The 24,533-nt window shown below is 55.4% G+C and carries 20 protein-coding genes and 1 tRNA gene; 12 read left to right on the top strand and 9 right to left on the bottom strand.

The annotated features are described in order from the left end of the window. Window positions 1-196: 196 nt before the first annotated feature. Both ACUZ9P_RS00225 and ACUZ9P_RS00230 read left to right on the top strand, forming a co-directional pair. Window positions 197-1,234 (top strand): hypothetical protein, encoded by a 1,038-nt coding sequence (locus ACUZ9P_RS00225; RefSeq protein ID WP_449248181.1) that lies wholly within the window; start codon window positions 197-199, stop codon window positions 1,232-1,234. A gap of 486 nt (window positions 1,235-1,720) precedes the next feature. Then, the gene (locus ACUZ9P_RS00230; RefSeq protein ID WP_298993993.1) at window positions 1,721-2,500 is read left to right on the top strand and encodes a DUF169 domain-containing protein; all 780 of its coding nucleotides are present in this window, start codon (window positions 1,721-1,723) and stop codon (window positions 2,498-2,500) included. A 436-nt stretch (window positions 2,501-2,936) separates the two neighbouring features. On the opposite strand, the gene ACUZ9P_RS00235 is transcribed toward ACUZ9P_RS00230, so the two are convergent. From ACUZ9P_RS00235 to ACUZ9P_RS00245, 3 genes are all read right to left on the bottom strand, one after another. Continuing rightward, a complete protein-coding gene (locus ACUZ9P_RS00235; protein ID WP_449248182.1) occupies window positions 2,937-4,364 on the bottom strand; it encodes a sodium:proton antiporter in 1,428 nt (475 codons plus the stop codon). 270 nt (window positions 4,365-4,634) lie between these two features. Further along, a complete protein-coding gene (locus ACUZ9P_RS00240) occupies window positions 4,635-6,374 on the bottom strand; it encodes a HAMP domain-containing methyl-accepting chemotaxis protein (protein ID WP_449248183.1) in 1,740 nt (579 codons plus the stop codon). A 604-nt stretch (window positions 6,375-6,978) separates the two neighbouring features. Beyond that, entirely contained in the window at window positions 6,979-8,880 is a 1,902-nt protein-coding gene (locus tag ACUZ9P_RS00245) for a methyl-accepting chemotaxis protein (protein ID WP_449248184.1), read from the bottom strand. A gap of 594 nt (window positions 8,881-9,474) precedes the next feature. Here ACUZ9P_RS00245 and ACUZ9P_RS00250 point away from each other — a divergent pair. The 5 genes from ACUZ9P_RS00250 to ACUZ9P_RS00270 all read left to right on the top strand — a co-directional run bounded on the left by ACUZ9P_RS00250 (window position 9,475) and on the right by ACUZ9P_RS00270 (window position 12,622). After that, window positions 9,475-9,909, top strand: a complete 435-nt coding sequence (locus ACUZ9P_RS00250) for a YqaA family protein (protein ID WP_449248185.1) — start codon at window positions 9,475-9,477, stop codon at window positions 9,907-9,909. 426 nt (window positions 9,910-10,335) lie between these two features. Continuing rightward, window positions 10,336-11,487: a tyrosine-type recombinase/integrase gene (locus tag ACUZ9P_RS00255; protein ID WP_449248186.1), complete on the top strand. Its 1,152-nt coding sequence runs from the start codon at window positions 10,336-10,338 to the stop codon at window positions 11,485-11,487. Window positions 11,488-11,541: 54 nt separating this feature from the next. Continuing rightward, a complete protein-coding gene (locus ACUZ9P_RS00260; protein WP_449248187.1) occupies window positions 11,542-11,820 on the top strand; it encodes a cytotoxic translational repressor of toxin-antitoxin stability system in 279 nt (92 codons plus the stop codon). Beyond that, window positions 11,789-12,148, top strand: coding sequence for a helix-turn-helix domain-containing protein (locus ACUZ9P_RS00265; protein ID WP_449248188.1), 360 nt, complete (start codon window positions 11,789-11,791; stop codon window positions 12,146-12,148). The genes ACUZ9P_RS00260 and ACUZ9P_RS00265 overlap by 32 nt, the downstream gene beginning before the upstream one ends. After that, on the top strand, window positions 12,149-12,622 hold the full coding sequence (locus tag ACUZ9P_RS00270; RefSeq protein WP_449250216.1) for a recombinase family protein: 474 nt from the start codon (window positions 12,149-12,151) through the stop codon (window positions 12,620-12,622). Window positions 12,623-12,649: 27 nt separating this feature from the next. Here the strand turns inward: ACUZ9P_RS00270 and ACUZ9P_RS00275 are convergent, their stop codons facing one another. Together ACUZ9P_RS00275 and ACUZ9P_RS00280 are read right to left on the bottom strand one after the other, a co-directional pair. Continuing rightward, window positions 12,650-12,928: a hypothetical protein gene (locus ACUZ9P_RS00275; RefSeq protein WP_449248189.1), complete on the bottom strand. Its 279-nt coding sequence runs from the start codon at window positions 12,926-12,928 to the stop codon at window positions 12,650-12,652. Between the two features lie 121 nt (window positions 12,929-13,049). Beyond that, window positions 13,050-13,126, bottom strand: a tRNA-Arg gene (locus ACUZ9P_RS00280). A gap of 214 nt (window positions 13,127-13,340) precedes the next feature. On the opposite strand from ACUZ9P_RS00280, the gene ACUZ9P_RS00285 reads away from it, so the two are divergent. The 3 genes from ACUZ9P_RS00285 to ACUZ9P_RS00295 all read left to right on the top strand — a co-directional run bounded on the left by ACUZ9P_RS00285 (window position 13,341) and on the right by ACUZ9P_RS00295 (window position 17,610). Then, window positions 13,341-14,633, top strand: a complete 1,293-nt coding sequence (locus tag ACUZ9P_RS00285) for a bifunctional folylpolyglutamate synthase/dihydrofolate synthase (protein WP_449248190.1) — start codon at window positions 13,341-13,343, stop codon at window positions 14,631-14,633. 115 nt (window positions 14,634-14,748) lie between these two features. Further along, a complete protein-coding gene (gene selA / locus ACUZ9P_RS00290) occupies window positions 14,749-16,185 on the top strand; it encodes an L-seryl-tRNA(Sec) selenium transferase (RefSeq protein WP_449248191.1) in 1,437 nt (478 codons plus the stop codon). A gap of 39 nt (window positions 16,186-16,224) precedes the next feature. After that, a complete protein-coding gene (locus ACUZ9P_RS00295; protein ID WP_449248192.1) occupies window positions 16,225-17,610 on the top strand; it encodes an aminopeptidase in 1,386 nt (461 codons plus the stop codon). A gap of 151 nt (window positions 17,611-17,761) precedes the next feature. Here ACUZ9P_RS00295 and ACUZ9P_RS00300 read toward each other — a convergent pair whose 3' ends face one another. From ACUZ9P_RS00300 to ACUZ9P_RS00310, 3 genes are all read right to left on the bottom strand, one after another. Next, on the bottom strand, window positions 17,762-18,520 hold the full coding sequence (locus tag ACUZ9P_RS00300; RefSeq protein WP_449248193.1) for a DNA alkylation repair protein: 759 nt from the start codon (window positions 18,518-18,520) through the stop codon (window positions 17,762-17,764). 145 nt (window positions 18,521-18,665) lie between these two features. Next, the gene (locus tag ACUZ9P_RS00305) at window positions 18,666-19,025 is read right to left on the bottom strand and encodes a helix-turn-helix domain-containing protein (RefSeq protein ID WP_240825162.1); all 360 of its coding nucleotides are present in this window, start codon (window positions 19,023-19,025) and stop codon (window positions 18,666-18,668) included. A gap of 749 nt (window positions 19,026-19,774) precedes the next feature. Beyond that, a complete protein-coding gene (locus ACUZ9P_RS00310) occupies window positions 19,775-20,878 on the bottom strand; it encodes an MltA domain-containing protein (protein ID WP_449248194.1) in 1,104 nt (367 codons plus the stop codon). Window positions 20,879-20,944: 66 nt separating this feature from the next. Here ACUZ9P_RS00310 and ACUZ9P_RS00315 point away from each other — a divergent pair, with 66 nt between their 5' ends. Further along, on the top strand, window positions 20,945-21,364 hold the full coding sequence (locus ACUZ9P_RS00315) for an acyl-CoA thioesterase (RefSeq protein WP_449248195.1): 420 nt from the start codon (window positions 20,945-20,947) through the stop codon (window positions 21,362-21,364). 115 nt (window positions 21,365-21,479) lie between these two features. Here the strand turns inward: ACUZ9P_RS00315 and ACUZ9P_RS00320 are convergent, their stop codons facing one another. Continuing rightward, window positions 21,480-22,211, bottom strand: a complete 732-nt coding sequence (locus tag ACUZ9P_RS00320) for a hypothetical protein (RefSeq protein WP_298993973.1) — start codon at window positions 22,209-22,211, stop codon at window positions 21,480-21,482. Between the two features lie 221 nt (window positions 22,212-22,432). On the opposite strand from ACUZ9P_RS00320, the gene ACUZ9P_RS00325 reads away from it, so the two are divergent. Continuing rightward, the gene (locus tag ACUZ9P_RS00325) at window positions 22,433-24,496 is read left to right on the top strand and encodes an elongation factor G (protein WP_449248196.1); all 2,064 of its coding nucleotides are present in this window, start codon (window positions 22,433-22,435) and stop codon (window positions 24,494-24,496) included. Window positions 24,497-24,533: the final 37 nt, after the last annotated feature.

Here is a 24,533-nt window from a genome sequence, read left to right on the forward strand (position 1 = left end):
TGGCTTCTGACGGGGCAAACACAGAATTGCGGCAAATTTTTCCCTCAAACAAAAAGGAATGTTTTTTGCACAATCAGATTGGGAAAAAAATTCCCCGGCTGATACGCGACACAGGGAGGTGCGCTTACAGTATTCGGCTTCGCCCGCAGGGGATTGCAGGTGTTGCCGACAATGTCCGCAAGGACTGGGAGACAGTATGAGCGTCAGTGCGTTATCATCATCCTCTTCCTCCTATTGGGAGAAGATGCTTGCGCAGATGAAAGGCTCCGGCGAGGCGCAATCGCAGGACAATCTGGCAAGCAAGCTTTTCGGGGATTTGGACTCTGACGGAAACGGCGCGCTGAGCCTTGATGAAACAGGGCTGAGCGGTGATCTTTACAACAAACTTGATACCGATGGCGATGGAGCCGTTTCACAGACGGAACTGCAAAAAGCCATCGAAACCCAACGCAACGCCATGCTCACCAGCATGCAGATGGGGCAGAGCCAGGCCGCGCAAACAGCCGCGTCAACCCAGCCAACTGCCAAGGATCTGCTTTCCGCCATCATGAGCGGGCAGGTTCCCGGCGGCATGCAGGGTGCGGGGCGCGGCGGCAAGGGTGACGACCTTGCGTCCAAACTCTTTTCTTCGCTGGACAGTGACGGCAACGGCGGCCTGAGCGCCGAGGAAACGGGCCTCAGTCAGTCCGTGTTTGACTCCATGGACACCGATCAGGACGGCTCCGTCTCTTCCGATGAACTGGCGGCCGCGCTGAAAAAACAGCGCGAAGCCATGAACAACAACTCCCAGAATTCACAGAACCAGTCCAGCGAGCAGAACTCCTCGGGCGAAATGGACGCAAAAACCCTGCTGTCTTCCATCATGAACGGCCAGACGCCCCCGCCGCCTCCCTCGCAAGGGCAGTCTGCTTCGTCTGGTCAGACCGGATCATCCCACATGGCTTCCAAGCTTTTTTCGAGCCTGGACAGCGATGGCAGTGACGGCCTGAGCGTTGACGAAACAGGCCTCAGCCAGTCAGTGTTCGACTCCATGGACGTGAATCAGGACGGCTCCGTTTCTGCTGACGAGCTTGCAACCTCACTTGAAAAGCAACGCGCTGCGATGGGCATGGACCAAAACTCCACAAGCCGGGCCGACATGGCTCGTAGCTTCCTGTCAGCCATTGCCAACAGCGCTTACCAGAGCGTGAGCCAGACCACCGCCGCTGCCCAGAGCGTGGAAGCAGTGGCCTGATCCCCACCAGAAACAATGACTCCTCCACGCGGAGGCGCTCATACATTATGTCTACAAGCACAAGCCCGACTGCGCAAAGCAGCCGGGCTTATGTTATATGACGTGACCGACGGCGCGTTAATTCCAGCCCTGCCCATTATGATAAAACCGCTCGCCATTTTTTGCACAGCAAGGCAAATAGTGCCGCCGCTGAGCTGCCGCAAAAGCACAAAAAATCCGCGCTGATCAAGAAAAAATCGCCGATGCATAACCATATGAAAATAATAACTTTCACAATCTAATTGCGAAACAAAATCAGTAATTCAAAAAAATATCAAGTGTAACACACTGTTTTATAATGATTAAATCTAAGAATAAAACAAATTATGGGGCAGTTATACCACTTGTGAAATTAGTGTGATTATATTGACATAAACGGCATAAAGAAATATGAACAAGGCCGCACCAATGGACTCTTGTATAATAGCATCTTGACCAGAGGATTATATGAACACATTTGAAAAGCTTAGTGAAACGTTGATGCGTGAGCTGCGCCTCATTCATGCACCCGTTGCAATCAAATACTTCTACGACCAGCAGGAGCTTGATTCTTTCAAGCAAAATCAGCCCCACTACTCCCCCATGAAGCCGCTGACCTTCTGCCAGAGCGAAGTCGGCGCGCGCATGGAAGGTATTACAGTCATCGTAGAGCGTGAAAAGATGGGCTGTACCAATGCTAGTTTTGTGTTCGGCTGGAAAGAGCTGGACGAACCCGAAATCAAAAGCCACCTCAAGTACTGCGCCGATGCCGACCATGCCCGCAAGGTGCTCGAAGCCAAGCCGCATGTTCCGGCCAACCTGCTGGCCATAGCCGTGAGCCCGCTTGCGGCAGCCACCACCCAGCCCGATGTGGTGCACTTTGTGTGCGATACCATGCAGGCCTACCACATCATTGGCGACTGGATGGCTACCCAGCGCATCGACAATTTCCACCCGTCCATGAGCGTCAACTCAGCCGTCTGCTCCGGCAATGTCTACACGCTGAACACCAAGCAGGCGAACCTGTACCTCGCTTGCAGCGGCAGCTACAATTCCGGCAAGACAGAACGGGGCGAAATCAACGTGTCCATCCCGGGCGAGCACATGGAAGCTCTGGTGCAGCGCCTTGAAGACCGCGTCACCAACAAGGGCGGCGCGTCCATCACCCGCCTTGGCGAACCCTTCCCCGGCGCAGCCGTGTGCAAGAACTGCCCCCTCATTGTTTTCAAGAAAGAACGCGACGCCTAAAAAGGCTCTCGCATACAGGTATACAACAACAGCCGGGCTGCCTTGCGCAGCCCGGCTGTTGTGCTGTGAGCTCTCGGCAAGCTCGCTCACTGAGTATATAAATCCTATGCAATCTAAGTAGTATCCCCGCCAAAGGGCAAAGACGTAGAGGGCTTGTCATCCTTGAGGTTCACTCCGGTTAATTGCCGCGCAACGGCCCTCTGCACCAGATAGCACAGTTTGCGCACGCCTTCTTCATGCTGAGGCCCGCAGGCCGCATGGCTTGAACACAGTGCGCCTGTGCAGACGCGACCTTGAGGAAGGCATGCCCTTGGGCGAGGTATAAGCTTGCGCGGGGATATTTTATTTTGGCAGACAACAAACAAGCCCCTCGACCTTAAAGCAGAGGGGCTTGTTTTATACGGATGCAAATCCCGCCTCGCGGGTTTTGCATCGGCTAGATAAAGAACAGCCAGGTCAACAGTGCGAACAGAGGCACCAGAATGCCTACCGACCATGCCATGTAGCCAAAGAAGCTGGGCATAGGCACGCCGTCGCTTTCTGCAATGGAGCGAACCATGAAGTTGGGCGCGTTGCCAATGTAGCTGTTGGCGCCCATGAACACGGCACCCGCAGATATGGCGGCAAGGGTGGCGGGCATGTCGTGCATAAGGTGCTGCGCATCACCACCAGCCGTGTTGAAAAACACAAGATAGGTCGGCGCATTATCCAGAAAACTGGAGAGAATGCCCGTGAGCCAGAAATACATGGAATTTACCGGCTGCCCATCGTGCGAAACAAGGTGAATCAGGGAAGCAAGCGCACCGTCAGCACCCGCACGCAAAATGGCAATGGCGGGAACCATGCTGATAAAAATGCCAAAGAACAGCTTGGCAACTTCTTCAATGGGGGCCCAGGAAAAGCCATTGAGTTCACGGCAGCGCCTGCTCGTAAATTTGAGCGAAAGCCCGGCCAGGCACAGCAGCGTCACATCGCGCAGCAGGTTCTGTCCTTCGACCGACACGCCGAAGACCGAAACCAGTTCGCCCATGGGATACAGGCCAGAAAGCAGCACAGCCACGACAACGCCTAGCAGAAAGAGCAGGTTGACCTTGCCGTCAAGCCCGAGCTTCTCTTCTGCCGAACCTGCCTGCGCCACAGGCTTGGGGCTGCCTTCTTTCTTGAACAGCACGGTATCAAGAACAAAAAAGATACCCAGCAAAATTGTGGCAATGAGGCTTGTTTTCATCATCAGATTGGTTGTGGTCCAGAAGAAATCCACACCCTTCAGAAAACCCAGAAACAGCGGCGGATCGCCCAGAGGAGTGAGCGAGCCGCCAATATTGGCCACAAGAAAAATAAAAAAGACAACTGAATGAACACGGTATTTACGGTGCGCGTTGGCCCGAAGCAAGGGGCGGATAAGCAGCATGGCCGCGCCGGTTGTACCCATCCAGCTGGCCAGCACAGTGCCGACTGCCAGCAGACCAGTATTGACTGCGGGGGTTCCGACCAGCGAACCGGTAAGCCGCACACCGCCTGCGATGGTAAAGAGCGTGAACAGCAGCACCAGAAAAGGAACGTAGTCCAGCAGGATAATGTGTAAAAACTCGTAGAGGGCCACATTAAACCCATAAGCCAGAATGCAGGGCGTCAAAAAGGCCAAGCCCCAGAAGGCCGAGATTTTACCAAAGTGTTTTTCCCAAAAATGGGGCAATGCCAGGGGCATTATGGCAATCGAAAGCAGCATGCACACAAAGGGGATTGCCCAAAGGACTGAAAGTTGCGCACCAGGGATATTGGGATGTCTCTCCCCTGCGAGAACGACACCGGGCACAAGAAGCGCGGCGCACAAGGCGCCGAGCGCAGTTAGAAATCTTGCCATATGCACTCCTCAAATAGGTAACCATCTTATACCATAGGGTATTGCGAAACTTTATATCAAGCATAAATTAAAAAGACAATCGCTCCATATGCATTTGGAAAAATACAGATAGAAATAACAGCAACGTCAATTTTCTTGCCGCATTATTGAATCTCAAAAAACAACTTGCGCTGCTCTTGCGTACTCCGATTCACAGCATAAAGGCGGCTTGTCGCATAATAGCAACAGGCCGCCTTTAGTTTATGTTTTTGAGTGAAGTAGTAATTCTGCCTATCCCTGCCGCATTTCATTAACCAGCAGCCCAAGATCCTGCGACTGACGCGCCAGCTCTGCCACCGCACTTGCGGCCTCGGCCATGGCGGTTGCGGTTTGTTTGGCCATCTCGTTCACGTGCTCGATCGACAGGTTGATTTCGTCACTGGCGGCAGACTGCTCCTCGCTGGCAGTGGCAATGGCATTGACCTGATCTGCCATACCCAGAACAGTTTCCAGTATTTCATTAAGAGCCTGCCCGGACTGACTGGCGTATCCCGTTGCCTGATTAACCTGCTCAAGCGCATTATCCGTTGAGGCCATGCTCTTTGAAGTGCTCTCCTGTATGGCATTTATGGCATTGCCCACATCATGGGTTGAGGCCATGGTTTTTTCTGCCAGCTTGCGCACCTCGTCGGCGACCACGGCAAATCCGCGCCCGGCATCACCAGCACGGGCGGCTTCGATGGCGGCATTGAGCGCCAGAAGATTGGTCTGATCCGCAATATCTGAAATGACGCCCATAATCTGACTGATGGCCTGGGCGTGCGTGTTCAGTTGCAGCATATCCTGCTTGAGTTCTTGCGACACGGTCTGCACCTGACCGATGCTGACAAGCGATTTTTGCACAATGTCGGCCCCGGCTTCAGCTTTGTCTTTTGTATCGCTGGATGCCACAGATGCCTGCCCGGCATTGCGGGCCACCTCCTGCACTGTGGCGTTCATCTGGTTCATGGCCGTGGCCGCTTCCGCAAGTCTTTGCGCAGCATGCCCGGCCCCCTTGCCAGCCTGTTCAATCTGGGCAGAAAGCTGCGCGGAAGCAGTGCTGACAATCTGCACGACCTTTTCAAGCTTGCCTGAGGCACGCACCATTGCTTCCGTTTTCTGCTGCGCCTCATCCTTGGCCGCATTGGCGCTTTCCATGGCTTCGTGCGCCTGACGCGATTGCTCCCGGGCGTTTTCTGATTCGCTCCGGGCTTTTTCGATATGGCCTTTCAAGGCCTCCACCATGGTAATGATCGACCCGTACACGCCAATTCTGGCATGACCATCGTCAATATTAAAATCACCATCCACCACACGCTGCGCGACCACCAGCAGTTCCCCAGGGTCTCTGCCAAGCTGTCGGTTTGTTTCGCGCGCAATCAGAATGGCCGATGCAGCTGCAAGCACAATGGCAAAAAGGGTCAGGCCGATCCCCATGGCATTGCTTGTGGCATACAGGCTATCCCCTTTAAGGCCGCGATCATGGGCATTATCGTGCGAAACCTTTACAAGGAGCTCAATGGAGTCTGTCATGGCTTCGTAATCCGCATGCGACTTGCCTGTGAGCAGGGCCAGGGCTTCATCGACCTTGCCGCTCTGACGCAGGAGCAACACTTCTTTGGAAGTATCCAGGTATTTTTTCAGGCCGCGCTCAATATCCAGCACACACTGCTTGGCATTGCCCGAAATGCAGAGGTCACCAATTTCTTTAATTTCCCGATCAAACGTTTTTCGCACTTCATCAAGTTTTGCCTTGATCGCAGAAGCCTTTTGAGCGTCATTTTCAATGATGTAACGGAATTCCATTATTCTGTATTCTGCAGTGTCAGTATTGATTTCGCCAGCAAGCTCCGACACAGGCACATTGCGATGCGCCAGGACAGAGGTGATGTTGTTGAGTTCTGACATTTGCCAAAGCATATATCCGGCTAATAAAGCCATCAAAACACCCAGCATCCCCATCCCGCAAGAAATTTTTGTTACAAGCTTCATTGTATTCTACTCGGCGCTGAAGTGAAAAACCCACACAATGGAGAGCAAGGGCGTCACACTGCCATCAATATAGCCTATCGGCTATATTTTTACCCGCATTATGCCCCCTTGTGATTTTTTTCAATACTTCTTAAAAAATAAAAAAATGAAAAATATCTTTATGATATAATATTTAAAAATTTACTACAGCAAGACATCGCAGCTTGTTCCACCTCTGGCCAATAGAATCGATTACCAATTTTAATAGCCCCACAGCATACAAATATACTAATAAAAATAAATTCTTCTGTTATTATTTTAGATTAATACACTATCATATAATATGTACTCTTATAGTATCGCGATACTAAAAAATATGTTTCTACAGCTGCCTCAAACCTTATTTAAAATTTTCCAACACACTGAATCTACACTCAAATTTCTATTTTTATCACCCACATGCAATTAGCATACTATCAATTAGCAGCGCATACATTATCCATGGCGACTAAAGGCAACACCATGAAGGGCATTTTCACATCTACTGCCTTGATATTGCGTATGCAAAGGGCACAAAAAAAGCCGGAGCGTTTCCACTCCGGCCCGTTCTTAAAAGTGAAGGCGTCTACGATTTTTTCAGTTTATCTACGATACTGCTAAGATCGCCAGCCATTTCAGCGAGCTGCTGAATAGCTGTTGCTGATTCCGCCTGCCCACGTGTGGTGTCTGTGGTCAGACGGGAAACTTCATCAAGGCTGCGGCTGATTTCTTCCGAAGCGGAAGACTGCTCTTCTGCCGCTGTTGCTATGGATTGCGCCTGATCGGCATTTTCTTTGGCAAGCACCAGAATTGCATCCAAAACTTCGCCGGATTTGTGCGACAGGGAGGTTGTTTCCTCCACCACAAGGCTGGCCTTGTCCATGGAAGAGATGCTCTGCCTGGCGGCGGTTTGCATACCGGAGATATTCTCGCCCACCTGCTTGGTGGCGCCTATGGTCTTTTCAGCCAGCTTGCGCACTTCATCCGCCACCACGGCAAAACCACGACCAGCCTCGCCAGCCCGCGCCGCCTCAATGGCGGCATTGAGCGCCAGCAGGTTGGTCTGGTCAGCGATATCGTTGATGACGTCCATGATCGCGCCAATGCTGTCGGCCTGTTTGCCTAGGGCCGTCAGATCAACCTTCATGGTCTGCGTCTGCTCATGCACATGGTTAACCGAATCAATGACCTGCCGGACAAGCGCGGCGCCCTGCCCTGCCTCCTGCTGCGTTTTGACAGCATTGGAAGCAGCCTGCCCGGAATTGCGCGCCACCTCAACAATGGAGGCGGACATCTGCTCCATACCGGCAGAGGTGTCTGTCATGCGTTGCCGCTGGATTTCCGCAGCATTGGATATCTGCTCGGACTGTGCCGCCAGCTCTTCCGTGCTGGAGGCAATACGCGCAACAACGCCTTCAATCTGGCTGGCAGCCTGCAAAATACCGCGCTGGGTTGCCAGTTCCGCTTCTTTGCGAGCTTCCTCCGCCTCGGCAACCGCATTTTGCGCGCGCTCGGCTTCGGAGAGGGCGTGCCGCTCCTTTTCTTCTGTCGTACGGATCATGTCTTTCAGCCGCGCAACCATGTTGCGCAAGGCATCGGCAAGCGTCCCCACTTCGTCTTTGCTCTTGATATCGAGGGTTTCATCAAGATTCCCCTCGGCAACCGCTGCGGCAAAAACAACGCCCTTGCCCAGCGGCTTGAAGATCAGCATGGACACCAGAAAATGCACCATCAGGGCAGACAGCACCAGGGCGACAACTGCGGTTATGGCGCTGGAGTGCAGATTGGCGGTGGAGTCACGCTGAATTTCCTCCAGCGGTTTGTACGTCCACACTTTCCAGCCAAGACCCGGAATAATATACAGGCTCCCCTCAAACACCCTGTCTTTGCTGGTAAACTGGATGCGGCCGTTCTGCTGCAACCCGCTGTATTTTTTCATATCCGGGATAACTTCCCACAGGCTTTTGCCAATGCGCTTGTCATCCCGATTGGCCATGATGTAGCCATCGGCCCGTGTCAGAAAAATGTTGTCAAACTCAAGAACATGATTGGTAAAATTGGTTATGTCCGTCAGGCCGAGGTTGATGCAGAGCGTACCCGCCATCTTGCCGTTATCTATCAAAGGTACGCCCACAGCCATAACCGTTGCGCCGATAGACGAGGTATAAGGGGTTGTTACAACCCGCTTTTCGCCATTAAACATGCGCACAAACCACTCGCGGCCAAGGCTCTTGGCGTTGAAATTATTGATCGCGCCCTTATCATTATGCGTTTCGCCGCTGTCAAAAGCATAGTAGGCTTCAACAAGGTTTACCTGCTTAAGCAATTGTTTCAAAACATTGCGTTTATATTCATAAAGTTCATCCGGGGAAGCACCCACAGGATTCGTCAGCATGCGCGAACTCAGTTCAAGCACATTGAAATACACGTCCATCTTTTCTGAAACAGCCTTGCCCACTGCCTGGGACATGGTGTCCAGCTGCTCCATTTCAGAGTCGTATGACGAGGCACAGAAACTCCGGTACGAGCTGTAGGCCATCGCAATGATGACCAGCGAAAAGAATGCGACTACGCTTAGGAGGATTTTATTTTTTGCACTCATTGCCACGTCACGTTCTCCTTATTGAGCATCAACTTATTTTTAACAAATCACTGCAATAGTATCGAATGCTCGCTAAAATTCTTTAGAGTCAACCCATAAACACTATATAATTTTTTTGTTCAGTCAATGCTGTTGCAAAAACACAGCAAAAATTTCCCCAGATGTTGTAATTTTGCAACATGGTGTTGCAAAAATGCAACACATAACAGCGGCATATCATCACATAAAAGCCGCATAAAATTGCCATTTTCCACATGCACAATTAAAATATTTAATACAATCCCTCAGCATCCGCGTATAAGAAAGCGGTATGGGATCAGACTCGCTATCAGCGGCAGAAGAAATAATGATGGATGAGAAAAGACATCAGCTATTCATGGCAAGGTTTCATGCTACTTGTGCGCTGCGCGGCACTTTTATATGGTGCGGTGCTGGTATGCCGTAGCGCAATCAATACAGCCTTGCAGACAGGATGCGGAAATGAATGTGAGTGTACTTTGGGGATTATTTATTTCTGCATTTGTGGCAGCGTCCATCTTTCCTGCGCAGTCTGAGCTTTTTCTGGCAGGAGCACTGGCAAAAGACTACGCGCCACTGTGGGCAATGATCGCCGCCGCCAGCCTTGGCAACACACTGGGGTCTGCCACCAACTGGCTGCTCGGGCGGTTCTTCATCCATTATCAGGATCGCTCGTGGTTTCCCATAAAACGCAGCAGCCTTGCCAGGGCCGAAGCGTGGTATGGCAAATACGGGCGCTGGTCGCTGCTTTTGAGCTGGATGCCCATTGTGGGCGACCCCATCACGCTTGTGGCGGGAATCCTGCGCGAGCCCTTCCCCTCATTCATCGTTATTGTCGCTGTGGCAAAAACAGCCCGCTATATCGTGGTTGCGCTGATTACCTTGCAGTTCACCTGAGGATGAAGAATAGCGGCTTGAAGCAGGCCGAGCTATACAGAATTACTGTGCCAACGCGTGCGCCAATCAGTGCCAACCGCCCCGCGATCATGTAAAACAGGCAGGGGGTGACAGGTGGGTGACTGGCAGGCAACCAAACAGATATTTTGCCCCAAAAACAAAAAAGGATGTCACATGAAAAACCATGTAACATCCTGATTTATTTATTGGCGCTCCCGAGAGGAATCGAACCCCTGACCAAGAACTTAGAAGGTTCCTGCTCTATCATTCTATCATTTACTGCCAATTACCATATCTTACTATTTCCAAAGGCTTTTTTGAATTTAATTTCGTTGATCTACCGTCTTTTACCCTCTATTTTGGCCTTGCGTGTTGGGAATGGTGTTGGGAAGAATAACACCTGCAACCCTTAAATAGAGATAGAAAATGGCTGCCGCAAAAAGAGGAAAAACAAAATATCCCGGTGTATTCTTTCGCCTCCAGTCAAGGCTAGATGGTCTTGGCGAAGAACGCCAGTATTATATCATCTACCGTCGCGCAGGCGAGGGCCGTTCCGGCAAGCTCATTGAAGAACCCATAGGTCGAGAATCTGAGGGCATGAGCGCGGCCAAGGCAAACCGCATTCGCGCCCTTCGGGCTTCAGGCTCAGAAAAATCAAACACCGAACGCAGGGCGGCGGCTGAAGCCGCTCAAGTTGCTGAAGGTGGCCCCCTCACGTTTTCTCGGCTTTGGCTCCTGTACCATGAGGTAAACGCAAGCAAGCCTTCTGCCAAAGGCGATGCCTTTCGCTACCAGAAGCATATTGCCCCCGGCCTGGCCGCCAAGCTGATTGCCGACATTTCCACTGCTGACATTGATATCATTCGCGGGCGAATGGTCAAGGATGGATACTCACCCCAAACCATCAAAAACATTTTGGGGCAGATAAGGCGCATCATTCGCTTTGGGATAAAACGCGGGCTATGCAACATGCCCACGGCCTTGCATTTCGAAATGCCCAAGGTGGACAATGAACGCACCGAAGCCTTCACAGATAAACAGCTTGCGGCTTACCTCACGGCTCTGGATGAAGAACCTGATCAAAATGCTGTGGGCATCCTTCGCCTTGCACTAGTAACAGGCATGCGCCGTGGCGCGCTACTGGCTTTGCGCTGGAGCGACTGCGACTTTGAAAGCGACATAATTACGCTGCAAGGCGCTTCTGCCAAAAAAGGAAAAACTGAATTCATCCCCATGACCGCCGCCGCGCGGCGCATCCTTGCTGCACTTGACCACACCAGTGAATTTGTATTCCCAGGCAAGGACGGGGGACAACGGCAAGACTTCCGGCGCATAGCCCGCCGTGTTCGTGACAAGGCAGGTCTGCCCAAAGATTTTCGGCCTATGCACGGCCTGCGACACGCATACGCCAGCATGCTTATCAGCAGTGGCCAAGTTGATCTTTACACCCTGCAAAAGATCCTCACGCACGAAAGCCCTGCCATGACACAACGATACAGCCAGTTGCGGGATGAGGCTTTGCGCAAGGCCGCCAGCGTTATTAACGATTGCCTTGATATAGGCACGAAAGACAAATAACGGTCTTGACAGGTTGCCCCAAAATGGCAACCATACACCCAAGGGAGATCAGTAGTGGCTTGGACAGTCAATGTTACCCGCAAGGCGCAAAAACAGCTTGCGCGCCTCCCCAAGGTTGTATTTGAAACGCTACTCGCGCTTATGCTCGACATTGAGCTTGAGGGGCCGGTGCGTGGTGACTGGCCCAATTATGGCAAGCTGGATGCAAAAACCCATCACTGCCATTTGAAGAAAGGCCACCCCACATACGTGGCCGTATGGGAAGAAAGCGCAGAGAGCATGAAACTTATCGAGGTGACATATGTTGGAACGCACGAACGCGCCCCGTACTGACACAAAAATTCTTTCCTTTGCCGTGCCTCATGACATGGTAGAGAAAATTTTGAACACCATGCACGGCTATGGCCTGCGGGAAGAAAACGAATCGATCCCCTGGCGGGAAGCCTTGGGCCTCACTGGTGAAGAGTGTATCCCCGCCATGTATCTGCGCGGCGCTCGGTATCGGGAGAACCTCACGCAACGGCAGCTTTCCGAAATGACCGGAATCAGCGTGCCGCACTTGTCTGCCATGGAAAATGGCAAACGCACTATTGGCAAGAAAAACGCCCGCCTGCTGGCCGATGCACTGAACATTGACCCACGCCGGTTGCTGGACGTTTAGATTAAAGTCTTCACCGACAAAGCCAGCGGCAAAAGTAGGCAGCGCCCCCAACTAGAGGCTTGCTTGGAATACCTGCGTGACGGTGACACTCTCCACGTTCACAGCATTGACCGCTTCGCCCGCAATCTTCAGGATTTGCTTACGCTCATTTCGGATTTGACCAGCCGCGCCGTGACGGTGCAGTTCCACAAAGAGGGATTGATTTTTACAGGCGAAGACAGCCCGTTCCAGCGCCTTCAGTTGCAGATCATCGGCAGCGTGGCTGAATTTGAACGGGCAATGATTCGAGAGCGCCAGCGCGAAGGCATCGCCCTAGCAAAGAAGGAAGGGAAATACAAAGGCCGTAAGGCTGCGCTAGATGCAGCCCAGATAGCCAAAGCCCGCGTACAAATTAATGCTGGGGCCAAGGTCGCACAAGTCGCGCGTGATTTAGGTGTTTCGCGGCAAACACTTTACACGTCTCTTGAGAGATAGCGCGCTGAAATTTTGCAGATGGCAAACCTAGTCTTCAAATAATGACAGTAGCCATTCCACATCGTTGTCAGAAAATTCGAAATCAAATTCATCAAGATTCTGGCAGGCGGAAAGAACTTCTTCGATTGTCGAAACCAGTTCACTTGCCCCATCAGTGCGGTACTTCTCACCGTTATTTGCGCTGACGTCAGCTGTTTTTTGATCGCCGAATGTCGTCACGCTAATGGAAGGACCCTTAGCTAACTGTATGGTCTTTGTTACGCATGTGCTTAAGGCCATTTCTGCCATTTCTTCTAAGTCGCTCATTTTTTCACCCCCCTTTTTTGTAAAATTATATGAAACTACTTTAAACGGCTAGTGTGTTGGGAACTGTGTTGGGAATAAAAAAAGCTCTCATGGTTTACTAACCATAAGAGCTTGATTTTATTGGCGCGCCCGAGAGGAATCGAACCCCTGACCAAGAACTTAGAAGGTTCCTGCTCTATCCAACTGAGCTACGGGCGCACATGGCAAGGGCGCAGAGCCCTGCCGTGTGGCGGCCAATATAGTGATAGCGCCCCACTGCGTCAAGCGTTCCCGCGCATTCAGGCATACACGCCTTTGCTGCGAGGTTTGCGTGATGGCGCACTTTTTTTACGCAAGCATCGGGCAAGACTTGCGCGGCTTTTGCCTGTGCGCGCCCGCTGACAGACAGCGCGCTTTGCGCTACCATATATAAATGAGCAACACGTTCAGCACTCCCGCAGATATCCAGCGCCATCTGGACAGCCTGGGGCTTTTTCATATGGATATGGGCCTGGGCCGCATGCGCCGGGCTTTGGCCGCCCTTGATCTGGCTCGCCCGCCCTTTGTGGTCGTTCAGGTGCTCGGCACCAACGGCAAGGGATCAACTTCGTCCTTTCTGGCTTCCCTTGCTCTTGCTCACGGCTGCCGGGTAGGCCTCTACACCTCGCCGCACTTTGTCAGCCCCACTGAGCGCATCCGCATTGGCGGGCCCAATGATGCCGCCTGCGCCCCATGGTCTGCGGATGATTGGGTTGAACCAGCCAATCAGGTCATGGCTGCCGCGCCCGATCTGACCTATTTTGAATTTCTTACGGTGCTGGCCCTGCTGGGTTTTGCCCGCAAGGACGTGGAGCTGGCAGTGCTTGAAGCTGGCCTTGGCGGCAAACACGACGCCACAACCGCCGTTGCCGCCGACCTCATGTGCTATGCGCCCATTGCCCTTGACCACAAGGACATCCTTGGCCCCACCCTTGCCGACATTGCGGCAGACAAGGCCGCAGCCATACGCAGCGCCGCGCCCGTGTGCAGTGTTGCGCAGTTTCCCGAAGCCGCAAAAATTCTTGAAAGCGCGGCCCGCAGCCATAACGCACCCTTCATAAGGGCTTGTCCGCTTGCCGCCGATACCCGCCTTGGGCTCAGCGGCCCTCACCAGCGCGCCAACGCAGGTCTGGCCCTCACGGCATGGCGCGAGCTTGCCCCCATGCTGGGCAAAAGTGCGGGCGACACCCCAGCGCAGGCTCAAGGGCTGGCGCAAGCCTTTATGCCGGGCCGCTTGCAGCGGGTGCCGGGTACAGATCAGTATCCGCCGCTGCTGCTTGACGGCGCCCACAATCCGCACGGCATGGCCGCACTGATCAAGGCCCTGCGCGCCGAAGGCCTGCAACCCGCCGGAGCGGTGTTTTCCTGCCTTGCAGACAAAGACTGGCTGCCTGCCGCCCAGATGCTCAAGCACTATCTGGGTGAAGCCCCCATTTTTGTGGTTACGTTGGGCAACCACCGGGCCGCAGCGGCGCAAGACATAGCCGCCGCCTGCAATGCCCTGCCGCCGACCACGGCGCAGGCATTGCCCGAAGGCCCTCAAGGCTTGGCAAAGGCGCTTGAACTGGCGCGCGCCCTGCCCGCCGCCACTGAAGCCCGCCCGGTACTCATGACGGGTTCGCTGTACCTGCTTTCGGAATTTTTTACGCAGCACCCCCAATGGCTGCTGCAACCGCAGCTTCAGTAGGCGCAGGCAAACCCTCCGCTGGCCCGGCTTACGGCGCAGCATGGCAAACAAAGCCCAAGCCGCCGTGCTCGCGTATTTTTCATTTTTTGCGGTAAACGCAGTATAAAGGACGCCCATGCAAAATCTTTTTCGCGCCATTCCCGCCGTAGACGCCAGCATTGCCGCGCTGCACCGCGCGGATGCCGCACTGGGCGACAGCCAGCAAACACCGCGCGCTTTGCTGCGCGATCTTGTGGCCGCCTATTGGGATATTCGGCGGGATGACGTCCGCGCCGGGCGCTGCACCGCCCCCGAAGACCTGCACCTTGAGCGCCAGTTGCCAGGACTGCTGGCCTTTGTGCAGCGCGGGCTGCGCCCCCGTTTCCGGTCAGCGCTCAACGCCACGGGCGTTGTGGTGCATACCAACATGGGGCGCTCCGTACTGGCAGAAGAAGCCCGAGAGGCAGTGCTGCGGGCAGCTACCGGCTACTGCAATCTGGAACTGAATCTCGCCACAGGTGGCCGGGGCAGCCGTCACGCACTGGTGGAAGAACTCATTTGCCGCGTCACCGGGGCCGAAGCGGCCCTTGTGGTCAACAACAACGCCGCCGCCGTGCTGCTGGTGCTCGACACCTTCTGCAAAGGCGGCGAAGTTATTGTTTCACGCGGCGAGCTGGTGGAGATAGGCGGCAGCTTCCGCATTCCTGAAGTGATGGAAAAAAGCGGGGCCACCCTGCGCGAGGTGGGGGCCACCAACCGCACCCACCTGCGCGATTACCGCACCGCCATCAACGAGAATACCCGCGCCCTCATGCGCGTGCACACGTCCAACTACCGGATTGTGGGTTTTCATGCTGCCGTGGCCCTGCCCGAGCTGGCGGAACTGGCGCGCGAGCACAACCTGCCGCTCATTGAAGACCTCGGCAGCGGCAGTCTTATGGATTTTTCTGCCTGCGGCCTGCCCAACGAACCCACCGTGCCGGAAGTGCTCTCGCAGGGCGCGGATATCGCAACTTTTTCGGGTGACAAAGTGCTTGGCGGCCCTCAGGCTGGCATCATCACCGGGCGCAAGAGCATGGTGGAAAAGCTCAAGAGCAATCCGCTCACGCGGGCGCTGCGCTGCGACAAGCTGTGCCTCTCCGCCCTGGAGGCAACCCTGCGCCTGTACCTTGACCCGGAAAAAGCCCGCAAGAGCGTGCCAACCCTGCGCATGATAACCTGCCCACCCGATGAACTGGCCAAGGCTGCCCGCAATCTGGCAAACCGCCTGCGCAAGGGGCTTAACGCAGACAGCACCCTGTGCGAGATAGGCTTGCGGGAGGATGTGTCGCGCGTAGGCGGCGGCGCTTTTCCGCAGTACGACCTGCCCACGACCCTGGTGCGGATCAGGCCCACGGCATGCAGCCCCACGGCCCTCAAGGCTGCCCTGCTTGAAACGGTTCCCCCGCTCATAGGGCGGCTGGAAGACGACGCCTTCTGCCTTGACCCGCGCACACTTGATGTCAAAGAATACCCAGAGGTACTGCGCGTCCTGCGTCAGGCGCTGAACGCTGCAAACCCTCAACAGGCATAATACGCGAAACACATAGCGTGATATAAAAGGAACAGCATCATGGAAAAGAATCTTGCCTACAAGCCCAAAAGCATCTGGGACAACGCCGACGCCAAAACCCGCAAGGACATGGAAGCCCTGACCCAGCGCTATATCGACTTTATCACCCACTGCAAGACCGAGCGCGAAACAGTGGAATACGTGCGCCAGCGCCTTGCCGAGCATGGTTACGCGGAAGATTTCAGCGGCGACCGCGTTATGCGGTCCCTGCGGGGCAAGGCCATTTTTGCGGCCCGCAAGGGTGCACTGCCCCTGAGCAAGGGGCTTTCGCTGCTGGCCGCCCACGCCGATACCCCACGCCTTGATTTCAAGCAGCGCCCGCTCATCGAGCAGCCCGGCGTTGCTCAGGCCAAGACCCACTACTATGGCGGTATCCGCAAATATCAGTGGCTGGCGCGCCCCCTGGCCCTGCACGGCGTTATCGTGCGTGAAAATGGCGAAACCCTCACGGTGACCATTGGCGAAAAGCCCGGGGAGCCAGTGTTCTGCATTGCCGACCTTTTGCCCCATCTGGCCCAGAAGCAGGTTACCCAGCCGGTCAGCGAAGCTTTTGAGGCCGAAAAACTCAACATCATTCTGGCCCACAGCACGCCCAAGGCTGGCAAATCCAGCAAGGACGATACACCCAAAGACCCCATCAAAACCCAGCTGCTCGAACTGCTGCACAAAAAATACGGCATTTGCGAAGAAGACCTCATCACTGCCGAGCTTCAGGCTGTGCCCGCTGGCCCGGCCCGCTTTGTGGGCTTTGACAAGGCCATGATCGGCGGCTACGGGCAGGACGACCGCATCTGCGTGTTTACCGCGCTGGAGGCCCTGCTTGAGGCCGAAGCCACAGGCCACAGCATGGCTGTTATTTTCTGGGACAAAGAGGAAATCGGCTCGGACGGCGCATCTGGCGCGGCCTCGCGCTTTATGCAGTATTGCGTGGAAGACCTCACCCGCGCGTGGGAAAAGGACGTCCCGCCCTCGCATGTGCTGCTTGAAACCCGTGCCCTTTCTGCCGATGTTTCCGCAGCGCTGGATCCCGATTATCAGGATGTGCACGAAAAACAGAACGCCGCCATGCTGGGCTACGGCCCGGTATTTTCCAAGTTCACCGGTTCGCGCGGCAAGTACGGTGCAAGCGAGGCCGACGCCGAATTTTTCGGCGCGTTGCGCGGACTTTTCAACGGCAAGGGCATCGCATGGCAGAGTGCGGAGCTTGGCAAGGTCGACCTTGGCGGCGGCGGCACCGTGGCCCTGTTCCTTGCAGCCTACGGCATGCAGGTTATTGACCTTGGCCCTGCCATCCTGTCCATGCACAGCCCCTTTGAACTGGCAAGCAGCGCCGACCTCTTCGCCACCAAGCAGGCCTTCCGCGCATTTCTGGAAGCCCAGCTATAGCCCGGCAAGCCCAGGCAGCGAGCATCTGAACAACTGACGCTTCCCGCCCCGGCTGCACAAAGCCACATAGATAACAGACTGCCCTTGCGGGCTGGCGAAAAAATCAGCCAGCCCGCAAGGGCAGTCTATGTATGGCATGTGCGGATGCGCTCTATTTTTTATGCAGACTGCGCAGCGCTCTTTTGCAGATGCGCGCGGTCGCCTTACCCGGATTTTGCGCAAGCCACGCGTCGCAGAGCGCGCTCACCCACTGCGGCTGAGATTTGGCGGCATCATTGAGCCAGTTCCCCACGCTGTCCTGCACATAGGTGGAGGGGTCGGCCCGCAAGGGTTCAAGAACAGGCAAGCCCAGCGCCGGATTCTCCTTGAGGATAGTCAGGTGGGCGCACCACACGCCGCGCGGGCGGGTGCTTTCGCTGGCAAAACGGCGCACCCTTTCCGAGGGGTCGGCGGTCCAGCCTGCAAGGTGGCGTATGGCGTGTTCCGGCTGCTTTGCCAGATGAGGCCGCACAGCCATCCATACCCATTCGCGCACGCCAAAATGTGCATCATCCGCGAAGGGACGCACGGCTTCCAGCAGATTTTCCAGCGGCTCCGCCGGAGAATGCAGGGCATGCTCGTGCGTTAGAGCATAGCATATCCAGCCCCGAACAGTATCCGACCTGTGCGCGGCAAGCCTTGCCAATCCCTGCGCGCCCACGGCCCGGTGCACCAGCTCGCCAGCCAGCAGCATGCGCTTTGAAATCCCAAGGGATGCGGCCGCGCGCATTTCGCCCAGCAATGCGGCATCAGCCTGTGGCAAAGCCGCAGCCATCAGGGCGGCAAAATCCACCGCCAAGCCCTCTGCCAGATTTTTTGAAGCATCCTGCCCGCTGTTGAGCTGGGCCAGACGCGTGGAAGAAATGGTCATGGCACTCCCGGCGACACCAAGGCTCAAGGTATGCAAAGACCTGCGTCAAACTGGCGCAGGTCTTTGCATATCAAAATTATTGTCACAAAAGTCAAATGCATGATGCAGCACTGTTATCCCAAACGGGCGCGGCAGCCTCACCAGCCTACGCGCTGCGCCCCATACCCTCAGCCCGTGTAACCAGCTTGCCAATGTCCGAAACAATATGTTGCAGCGGACACTTATCGGGCGTTCTGGCATAAATGCTACACACGGCTCCCCTGTCTTCATCGTAGGGAAGCAAAAACTTGGGGCCAACACCTTTCTGAACCCATTCAGGGTTGATGCCCTTTTTCTTCAGCAAGCTGAGTAGCCACTTGGAAGGGATGGCCAGCCGCTTTTTGGAATCAGAAATGCAGGATTGAGAAACATCAAAAAACTGCGCAAGTTCCTGTTGGGTTCTGCATTGGGTGACATTCTTGATACGATCCATAATGGCCATATACTCAAATACCTTTCCACTCATTTGAAGAGCCTCCTCTGTACGCTGTAGCGTGCAAAATGCCCGGAATTATCAACGTCTTGAAACGAAGGAACCGGGTGCGGCGAGCGGATGCTCAGATGCGCGTTTATTGTGCTGGCCAAGATGTGGCAAACCCATAAAAACGGACGCGAGGATGCTTTTCTGAAAGGGAGCGGTCTGGACAGTGGAACAGGCCGACGGATTGTTGCACAAAGAATAGTGCAACAGCCGGGAGAACTGACATAGACTCCGTGCAGCCACAACAGTTGCCTAAAGAACCGTGACAATATGCCAACGCTTCGTAGCCCTGCAGGTCGCAACCGGGTTTTGGTGAGGCAGAAATAAAATTTCAGCCCCAAGGGGAGAGTAGGGGGAACCCAAATGCGGTTCCCGTGCACATTAAGCCAAACCAGCGGGACAAAATTATCGCAAATCTGGAGAGACTTACTGTGTACGCCTTAACAAATACACACAACATGAGATAAGTCAAGGAGTTTAATTATCAGGTATGCGTGTTTTTGGCCGCGCATAGGGCTGAAATATCCGCGCAATCAGGCAAGGCTGCGTGTAAAATTAATGAGATATGAAAGAAAAATATCTGACATTAGAACAATAAAAATGCACGGTTTCAAAAACAACCGAGCAGATCAGAAAGGCCGAAGCAGCTTTCAACCGCTTCGGCCCCATATGCTTCTGAAATTTTCAACCAAGTCCGTCAGCATCGCTGCTGGCGGCAAAAGGCCTGTTCAGCCCTAGCGCGCCAGCAGCACCCAGGCGGGCCCCTTGGCGTCCAGATGGCTTGCCACGTAGTTGGCGCGTTGGTCGCCGCCGCAGAAAATATCTATGCGGTTACGCTTGATGGCTCCGCCCACGTCCTGGGCAAGGCCAATGCCGCGCAGGGGCATCTTGCCCTTGGTTTCATCCGGAATATTGACGCCGTAGGCCACAATGGAGCCGAGCGGGATAAAGCCGCGATCCGTTGCGAGCGTCAGCCAGTCGTCCACCTGGTAGCCCATGGCTCCCGTGGGGCCGCGCATGCCGTATTTAAAGAAGACATAGCTCGGGTTATCATTGAGAATTTCGCGCACCCGGCCGGGATTATTTTTGAACCACTCGCGCTGTTCAAAAATATCGCCGCGCCTGAGCAGGCCTTTTTCACGCATGATGCGGCCAGAGCTTTTGTATTTGTGCCCGTTCTGGCCTGCGTAGTTAACATAGGCCTGAGTGCCGTCGTCAAAAATCAGGCGGCCAGAACCTTGGATTTCAAGAAAAAACACGTCAACAGGGTCTGCGGCCCAAGCCAGTTCCAGCCCCTTGCCCGCCAGCACCTGCTTTTCTTCGATGGTGCGGCGGTCATAGTACTGCCCACGCTTGGCAATGACCTTGTTCAGATCCGGGGGCAGGCCATAGATGGCCTGGGTGTACCCCGGTTTGCGGGTACGGCTGGCGGGGACGGCAGGCTCGTAGTAACCGGAATAGTTGATGCCGCCCGTCACTTCCGCCCAGCGAAAGTTTGCCAGCAGCAGCTCCGGTTCTTTGTCCAGCCGGGGCAAAAGTTCCTGCAAACGCTCAAGCGTACGCGACAGGTCGCCCCACGTCACGGTCAGGCCGGGGCGCTGCACAGCGATGGCGTCCTTGGGCTTGCTGTTGACGTAACGCAGCGACTTACGCACACTGGGGGCCATATCCTTCCAGCTTGTCAGATCCTGACTGGCAGGAATAAGATTGCTCACAAAAAATTCCGGGCTTTCAAACCCCACCGGCGGCAGGGTTCTTTCCACCACTGGCGGCGGGGCCTGCTTGGCGCAGGCAAACAAAACCATTGTAACCGCCAGCAGAAGCAACAGGCGCAACATGCCGCCTGCACGGTTTGCAAATCCGCTGCAACAACGCCCGGAAAACGCGTAACAAGGAGCCGTTTCGTGCATGACCAATTTCCCACCCCTGATATTTGGATGCCGCACCGCGTGTCGTATGGCGAAACAGACACGATGGGCGTGCTTTATTATGCGGAATATCTGCATCTCTTCGAGCGGGCGCGCAGCGAATACATTCGCCGTTGCGGCATGAGCTATGCGGAAGTTGAAAAGAAAGGCCTTATCCTGCCTGTGCGCGAGGCCCAGTGCCGTTACCGCTCATCCGCCCGCTATGATGACCTTGTACTTGTGCGCGCTGGCATAGCCGAATGGGCGCGCGCATCCCTGCGCTTTGTATATGAGATATGGAACGAGGACAAGACGAGACTTCTGGCCACGGGCATGACCCAGCATGCGCTGGTCAATCACGAAGGTCGCCCCGCTCCTGTGCCGGACTGGTTCCGTAATCTCACCTTTACGGAGTAACCGCCAGCCCTCTCCTCTGCCCTGGGATGATGCCGAGCCACGCTGCCGTATGAATGTCGGTTCGATCTGCCGCCGCAATCACTTGCGGCGGCAGAAAAATATTTTTTCTAAGCCCTTAACGGTGCCTGCTCCCGATGGGGCCGGGGTTGGCCCGCAGCTGCTTGCGCGCGGCACGGGCGTCTTCCAAACGTCGCAGCCTTTCAAGGCGGCCCTCCTCCTCATCGCGTCGCACCGCAGGCAGCCGCTTCTGCCGCACAGGCCGCGCACTACTGAAACGGCGCGCAAGATGCGGCAATTCAGGGGGCACATCGGCTGCAGGGTCCCCAAGGGGGCAATACGGCGCGCTGGCGCTCTCCCCTCCACCAAGGTACATGGCCAGCCTCGCACTGAGCGCGCGCATGAGCGGCACAAGGTCTGTATATTCCTCGTTCAGGCCCAAACCGTTAAGATGCCACCGCCCATGCCCGTGGACAACCTTGCGCATCCCTTTAAGCTCCCGCTCGCGCATGCTCAGGCTGATGCGCACCTCGCCCTCGGGCAAGTGCAGCACAAGGGCCTCGCCCTGCGCTTCGCCCTGCCCCCTGGCGAGAGACTCAAGCCGCATGCCGGGCGGATTGCCCGCCAGCCGCAAAAGATCTTCCAGCCCGGCGCGGGCTACGCGCAGGTGTTCGCTGGAAGCCATATTTTTTTGATCTTCCTGAATTTTTTCTTCCATCTGGCGAATGCGCTCAAGGCATTGTGCGCGCTCGTCCTCAAGCGTGGTCAAACCACGCTTCATCAGCCGCACGCAAAAAACCACAGCCGCCAAAAAAATCGCACCAGCGCCAGCCCATTCCCATAGCGCCATGGTCGCTCCCTCCGCCTGCTCCAATATATCCGAATAACTGTCACAGTGGCGGCCTCTGCTGTCAAGCGTTAAGCCTTACATTAAAAGTCGCGGCCTCTTTCCTTTTTTGCGACAAGCCTGTAACGTGGGAACCAATAGCAGATGGAAGACTTGTTCCTTTCCCTAGTTTCGTTCACCAGGCCGCCAAGGGCGCGCCATATCGCTTACGAAGGGAGAAAACCATGCCTACTCCACTGGAAATGCAACGCACGTTCGCCATCGTCGGGACCGGCGGTTGCGGCAAAACATCCCTGGCAGAGATGCTTCTCTACAAGGCCGGGGCGGTGAATCGCCTGGGGGCTGTAGAAGACGGCACCACATGCCTTGACTACGAACCCGAAGAAACCCGCCGACGCGGATCCGTTCAACCCTCCTGCGCAACATATCTCTGGAATAAAAACCGCCATTTCCTTCTGGATATCCCCGGTGACGGCAACTTTACAGGCGACATGGAATGCCTGCTCAAAGGCGTGGACAGCGTTGTTTTTGTGCTGGACGCCGTGGACGGTGTGCGCCCCCTTGCCAAAAAGTTCTGGAATCTGGTCCGCGCAGCCGGATTGCCCTCCATTATAGTGGTCAACAAGGTTGACCGCGACCGCGCCGATTTTCAGATGGCCCTTGACGGGCTCTCGGGCCTGAACGTCAAGCCCGTTGTGCTGCAATTGCCCATTCGCCAGGGCGAATCCTTTGTGGGTGTTGCCGATGTGCTGACGGGCAAGGCCCGCATGTTTGGCGAAAACGGCGCCATCGCAGAGGCTGAAATTCCTGCCGCTCTGGCTGACGATGTCAGCCTGCTGCGCGATGTGACCGTAGAAAATATCGCAGAAAGCGATGAAGAACTCATGGAAAAGTATCTGGAAGAAGGCATTCTTTCAGAAGATGACCTCAAAACAGGCCTGCGCTCGGGTGTGCTCAAAGGCGAGCTTACGCCGGTGCTGGCCTGCTCGGCCCTTGAAAACAAGGGCGGCGAATCCGTGCTGGCCGCCATTGAAGCCCTGCTGCCCTCGCCCCTCGATCGCCCGCCCTTTGCGGGTCGCGATGGCGCAGAACGCGCCGCTGCCCCGGATGGGCCGGTGGCCTGCTTTATTTTCAAAACTTTGGCCGATCCTTTTTCGGGGCAGCTTTCCCTCCTGCGGGTTCTTTCCGGCACCATCAACGGCGATGCCACGCTGAAAAACTCCCGCACGGAAGAAAACGAACGCCTAGGCAACCTGCTGTACATTCAGGGCAAAACGCAGACCCCCTGCAAGGAGCCCATTGGCCCCGGTGCCATCGTGGCCGTTGCCAAGCTCAAGAACACCCGCACGGGCGACACCCTCTACGATGAAAAAGCCCCCTTTGCCCTGCCCATGCCCGCCCTGCCCCCGCAGCTCATCACCTATGCCCTCGCCCCCAAGGAAAAAGGGGAGGAAGACAAGGTCTACGCAGCCATCCAGCGGCTGCTGGATGAAGACATCACCCTGCGTCTGGGGCGCGACGAAGAAACCGGCGACATTCTGCTTTCCGGCATGGGGCAGTTGCATATCGAGCTTTCGGTCGAAAAGGCCAAACGCCGCTTCAAGGTGGATATCATCCTCAAAACGCCCAAGGTTCCCTACCGCGAAACCGTGCGCGGCAAATGTCAGGTACAGGGCCGTCACAAAAAGCAGTCCGGCGGCCGTGGTCAGTTTGGCGATTGCTGGATCGAGATGGAAGGCCTGCCGCGCGGTTCCGGCTATGTGTTTGAAGACGCCATCGTGGGCGGCGTTATCCCCCGCCAGTACGTTCCCGCCATCGACAAGGGCGTTCAGGAAGCCGCAGCTCGCGGATTTCTGGCCGGATGCCAGGTGGTGGACTTCCGCGTCAAGGTCTACGATGGCAGCTACCACACGGTAGACTCGTCAGAAATGGCCTTCAAGGTGGCTGGCTCCGTCGCTTTCAAAAAGGCCATGGAAGGCCTCAAGCCCGTGCTGCTCGAACCCATTGTGCTGCTCACCGTTTCCGTGCCCGATGAAAGCATGGGCGATGTCATCGGCGACCTTTCCTCCCGCCGGGGCAAGGTGCTGGGTTCTGATTCGCAGGGCGGCAGCACGGAAATCAAGGCCCACGTGCCCATGAGCGAAGTACTGCGCTACGCGCCCGACCTGCGCTCCATGACCGGTGGGCAGGGATTCTTCACCATGGAATTTGCCCATTATGAAGAAGCCCCGCAACCCGTGGCGGAAAAGGTCATTGCCGAGCACCAGAAGCACAAGGCTGCCGAATAACCATTGGGGTGGGGCAGACCACCTCTTCCTCTTATAG

It is taken from the genome of Desulfovibrio intestinivivus, assembly GCF_053570665.1.

Excerpts from the sequence above, each read along its gene's own strand:
- ACUZ9P_RS00265 (WP_449248188.1), top strand. The coding sequence starts at position 11,789 with ATGTTGGAACGCACGAACGCGCCCCGTACTGACACAAAAATTCTTTCC.
- ACUZ9P_RS00230 (WP_298993993.1), top strand. The coding sequence starts at position 1,721 with ATGAACACATTTGAAAAGCTTAGTGAAACGTTGATGCGTGAGCTGCGC.
- ACUZ9P_RS00245 (WP_449248184.1), bottom strand. The coding sequence starts at position 8,880 with ATGGAGCAGCTGGACACCATGTCCCAGGCAGTGGGCAAGGCTGTTTCA.
- ACUZ9P_RS00275 (WP_449248189.1), bottom strand. The coding sequence starts at position 12,928 with ATGAGCGACTTAGAAGAAATGGCAGAAATGGCCTTAAGCACATGCGTA.
- ACUZ9P_RS00320 (WP_298993973.1), bottom strand. The coding sequence starts at position 22,211 with ATGGCGCTATGGGAATGGGCTGGCGCTGGTGCGATTTTTTTGGCGGCT.
- ACUZ9P_RS00295 (WP_449248192.1), top strand. The coding sequence starts at position 16,225 with ATGGAAAAGAATCTTGCCTACAAGCCCAAAAGCATCTGGGACAACGCC.
- ACUZ9P_RS00310 (WP_449248194.1), bottom strand. The coding sequence starts at position 20,878 with ATGTTGCGCCTGTTGCTTCTGCTGGCGGTTACAATGGTTTTGTTTGCC.
- ACUZ9P_RS00305 (WP_240825162.1), bottom strand. The coding sequence starts at position 19,025 with ATGAGTGGAAAGGTATTTGAGTATATGGCCATTATGGATCGTATCAAG.
- ACUZ9P_RS00255 (WP_449248186.1), top strand. The coding sequence starts at position 10,336 with ATGGCTGCCGCAAAAAGAGGAAAAACAAAATATCCCGGTGTATTCTTT.
- ACUZ9P_RS00235 (WP_449248182.1), bottom strand. The coding sequence starts at position 4,364 with ATGGCAAGATTTCTAACTGCGCTCGGCGCCTTGTGCGCCGCGCTTCTT.
- ACUZ9P_RS00225 (WP_449248181.1), top strand. The coding sequence starts at position 197 with ATGAGCGTCAGTGCGTTATCATCATCCTCTTCCTCCTATTGGGAGAAG.
- ACUZ9P_RS00325 (WP_449248196.1), top strand. The coding sequence starts at position 22,433 with ATGCCTACTCCACTGGAAATGCAACGCACGTTCGCCATCGTCGGGACC.
- ACUZ9P_RS00300 (WP_449248193.1), bottom strand. The coding sequence starts at position 18,520 with ATGACCATTTCTTCCACGCGTCTGGCCCAGCTCAACAGCGGGCAGGAT.
- ACUZ9P_RS00285 (WP_449248190.1), top strand. The coding sequence starts at position 13,341 with ATGAGCAACACGTTCAGCACTCCCGCAGATATCCAGCGCCATCTGGAC.
- ACUZ9P_RS00250 (WP_449248185.1), top strand. The coding sequence starts at position 9,475 with ATGAATGTGAGTGTACTTTGGGGATTATTTATTTCTGCATTTGTGGCA.
- selA (WP_449248191.1), top strand. The coding sequence starts at position 14,749 with ATGCAAAATCTTTTTCGCGCCATTCCCGCCGTAGACGCCAGCATTGCC.
- ACUZ9P_RS00240 (WP_449248183.1), bottom strand. The coding sequence starts at position 6,374 with ATGAAGCTTGTAACAAAAATTTCTTGCGGGATGGGGATGCTGGGTGTT.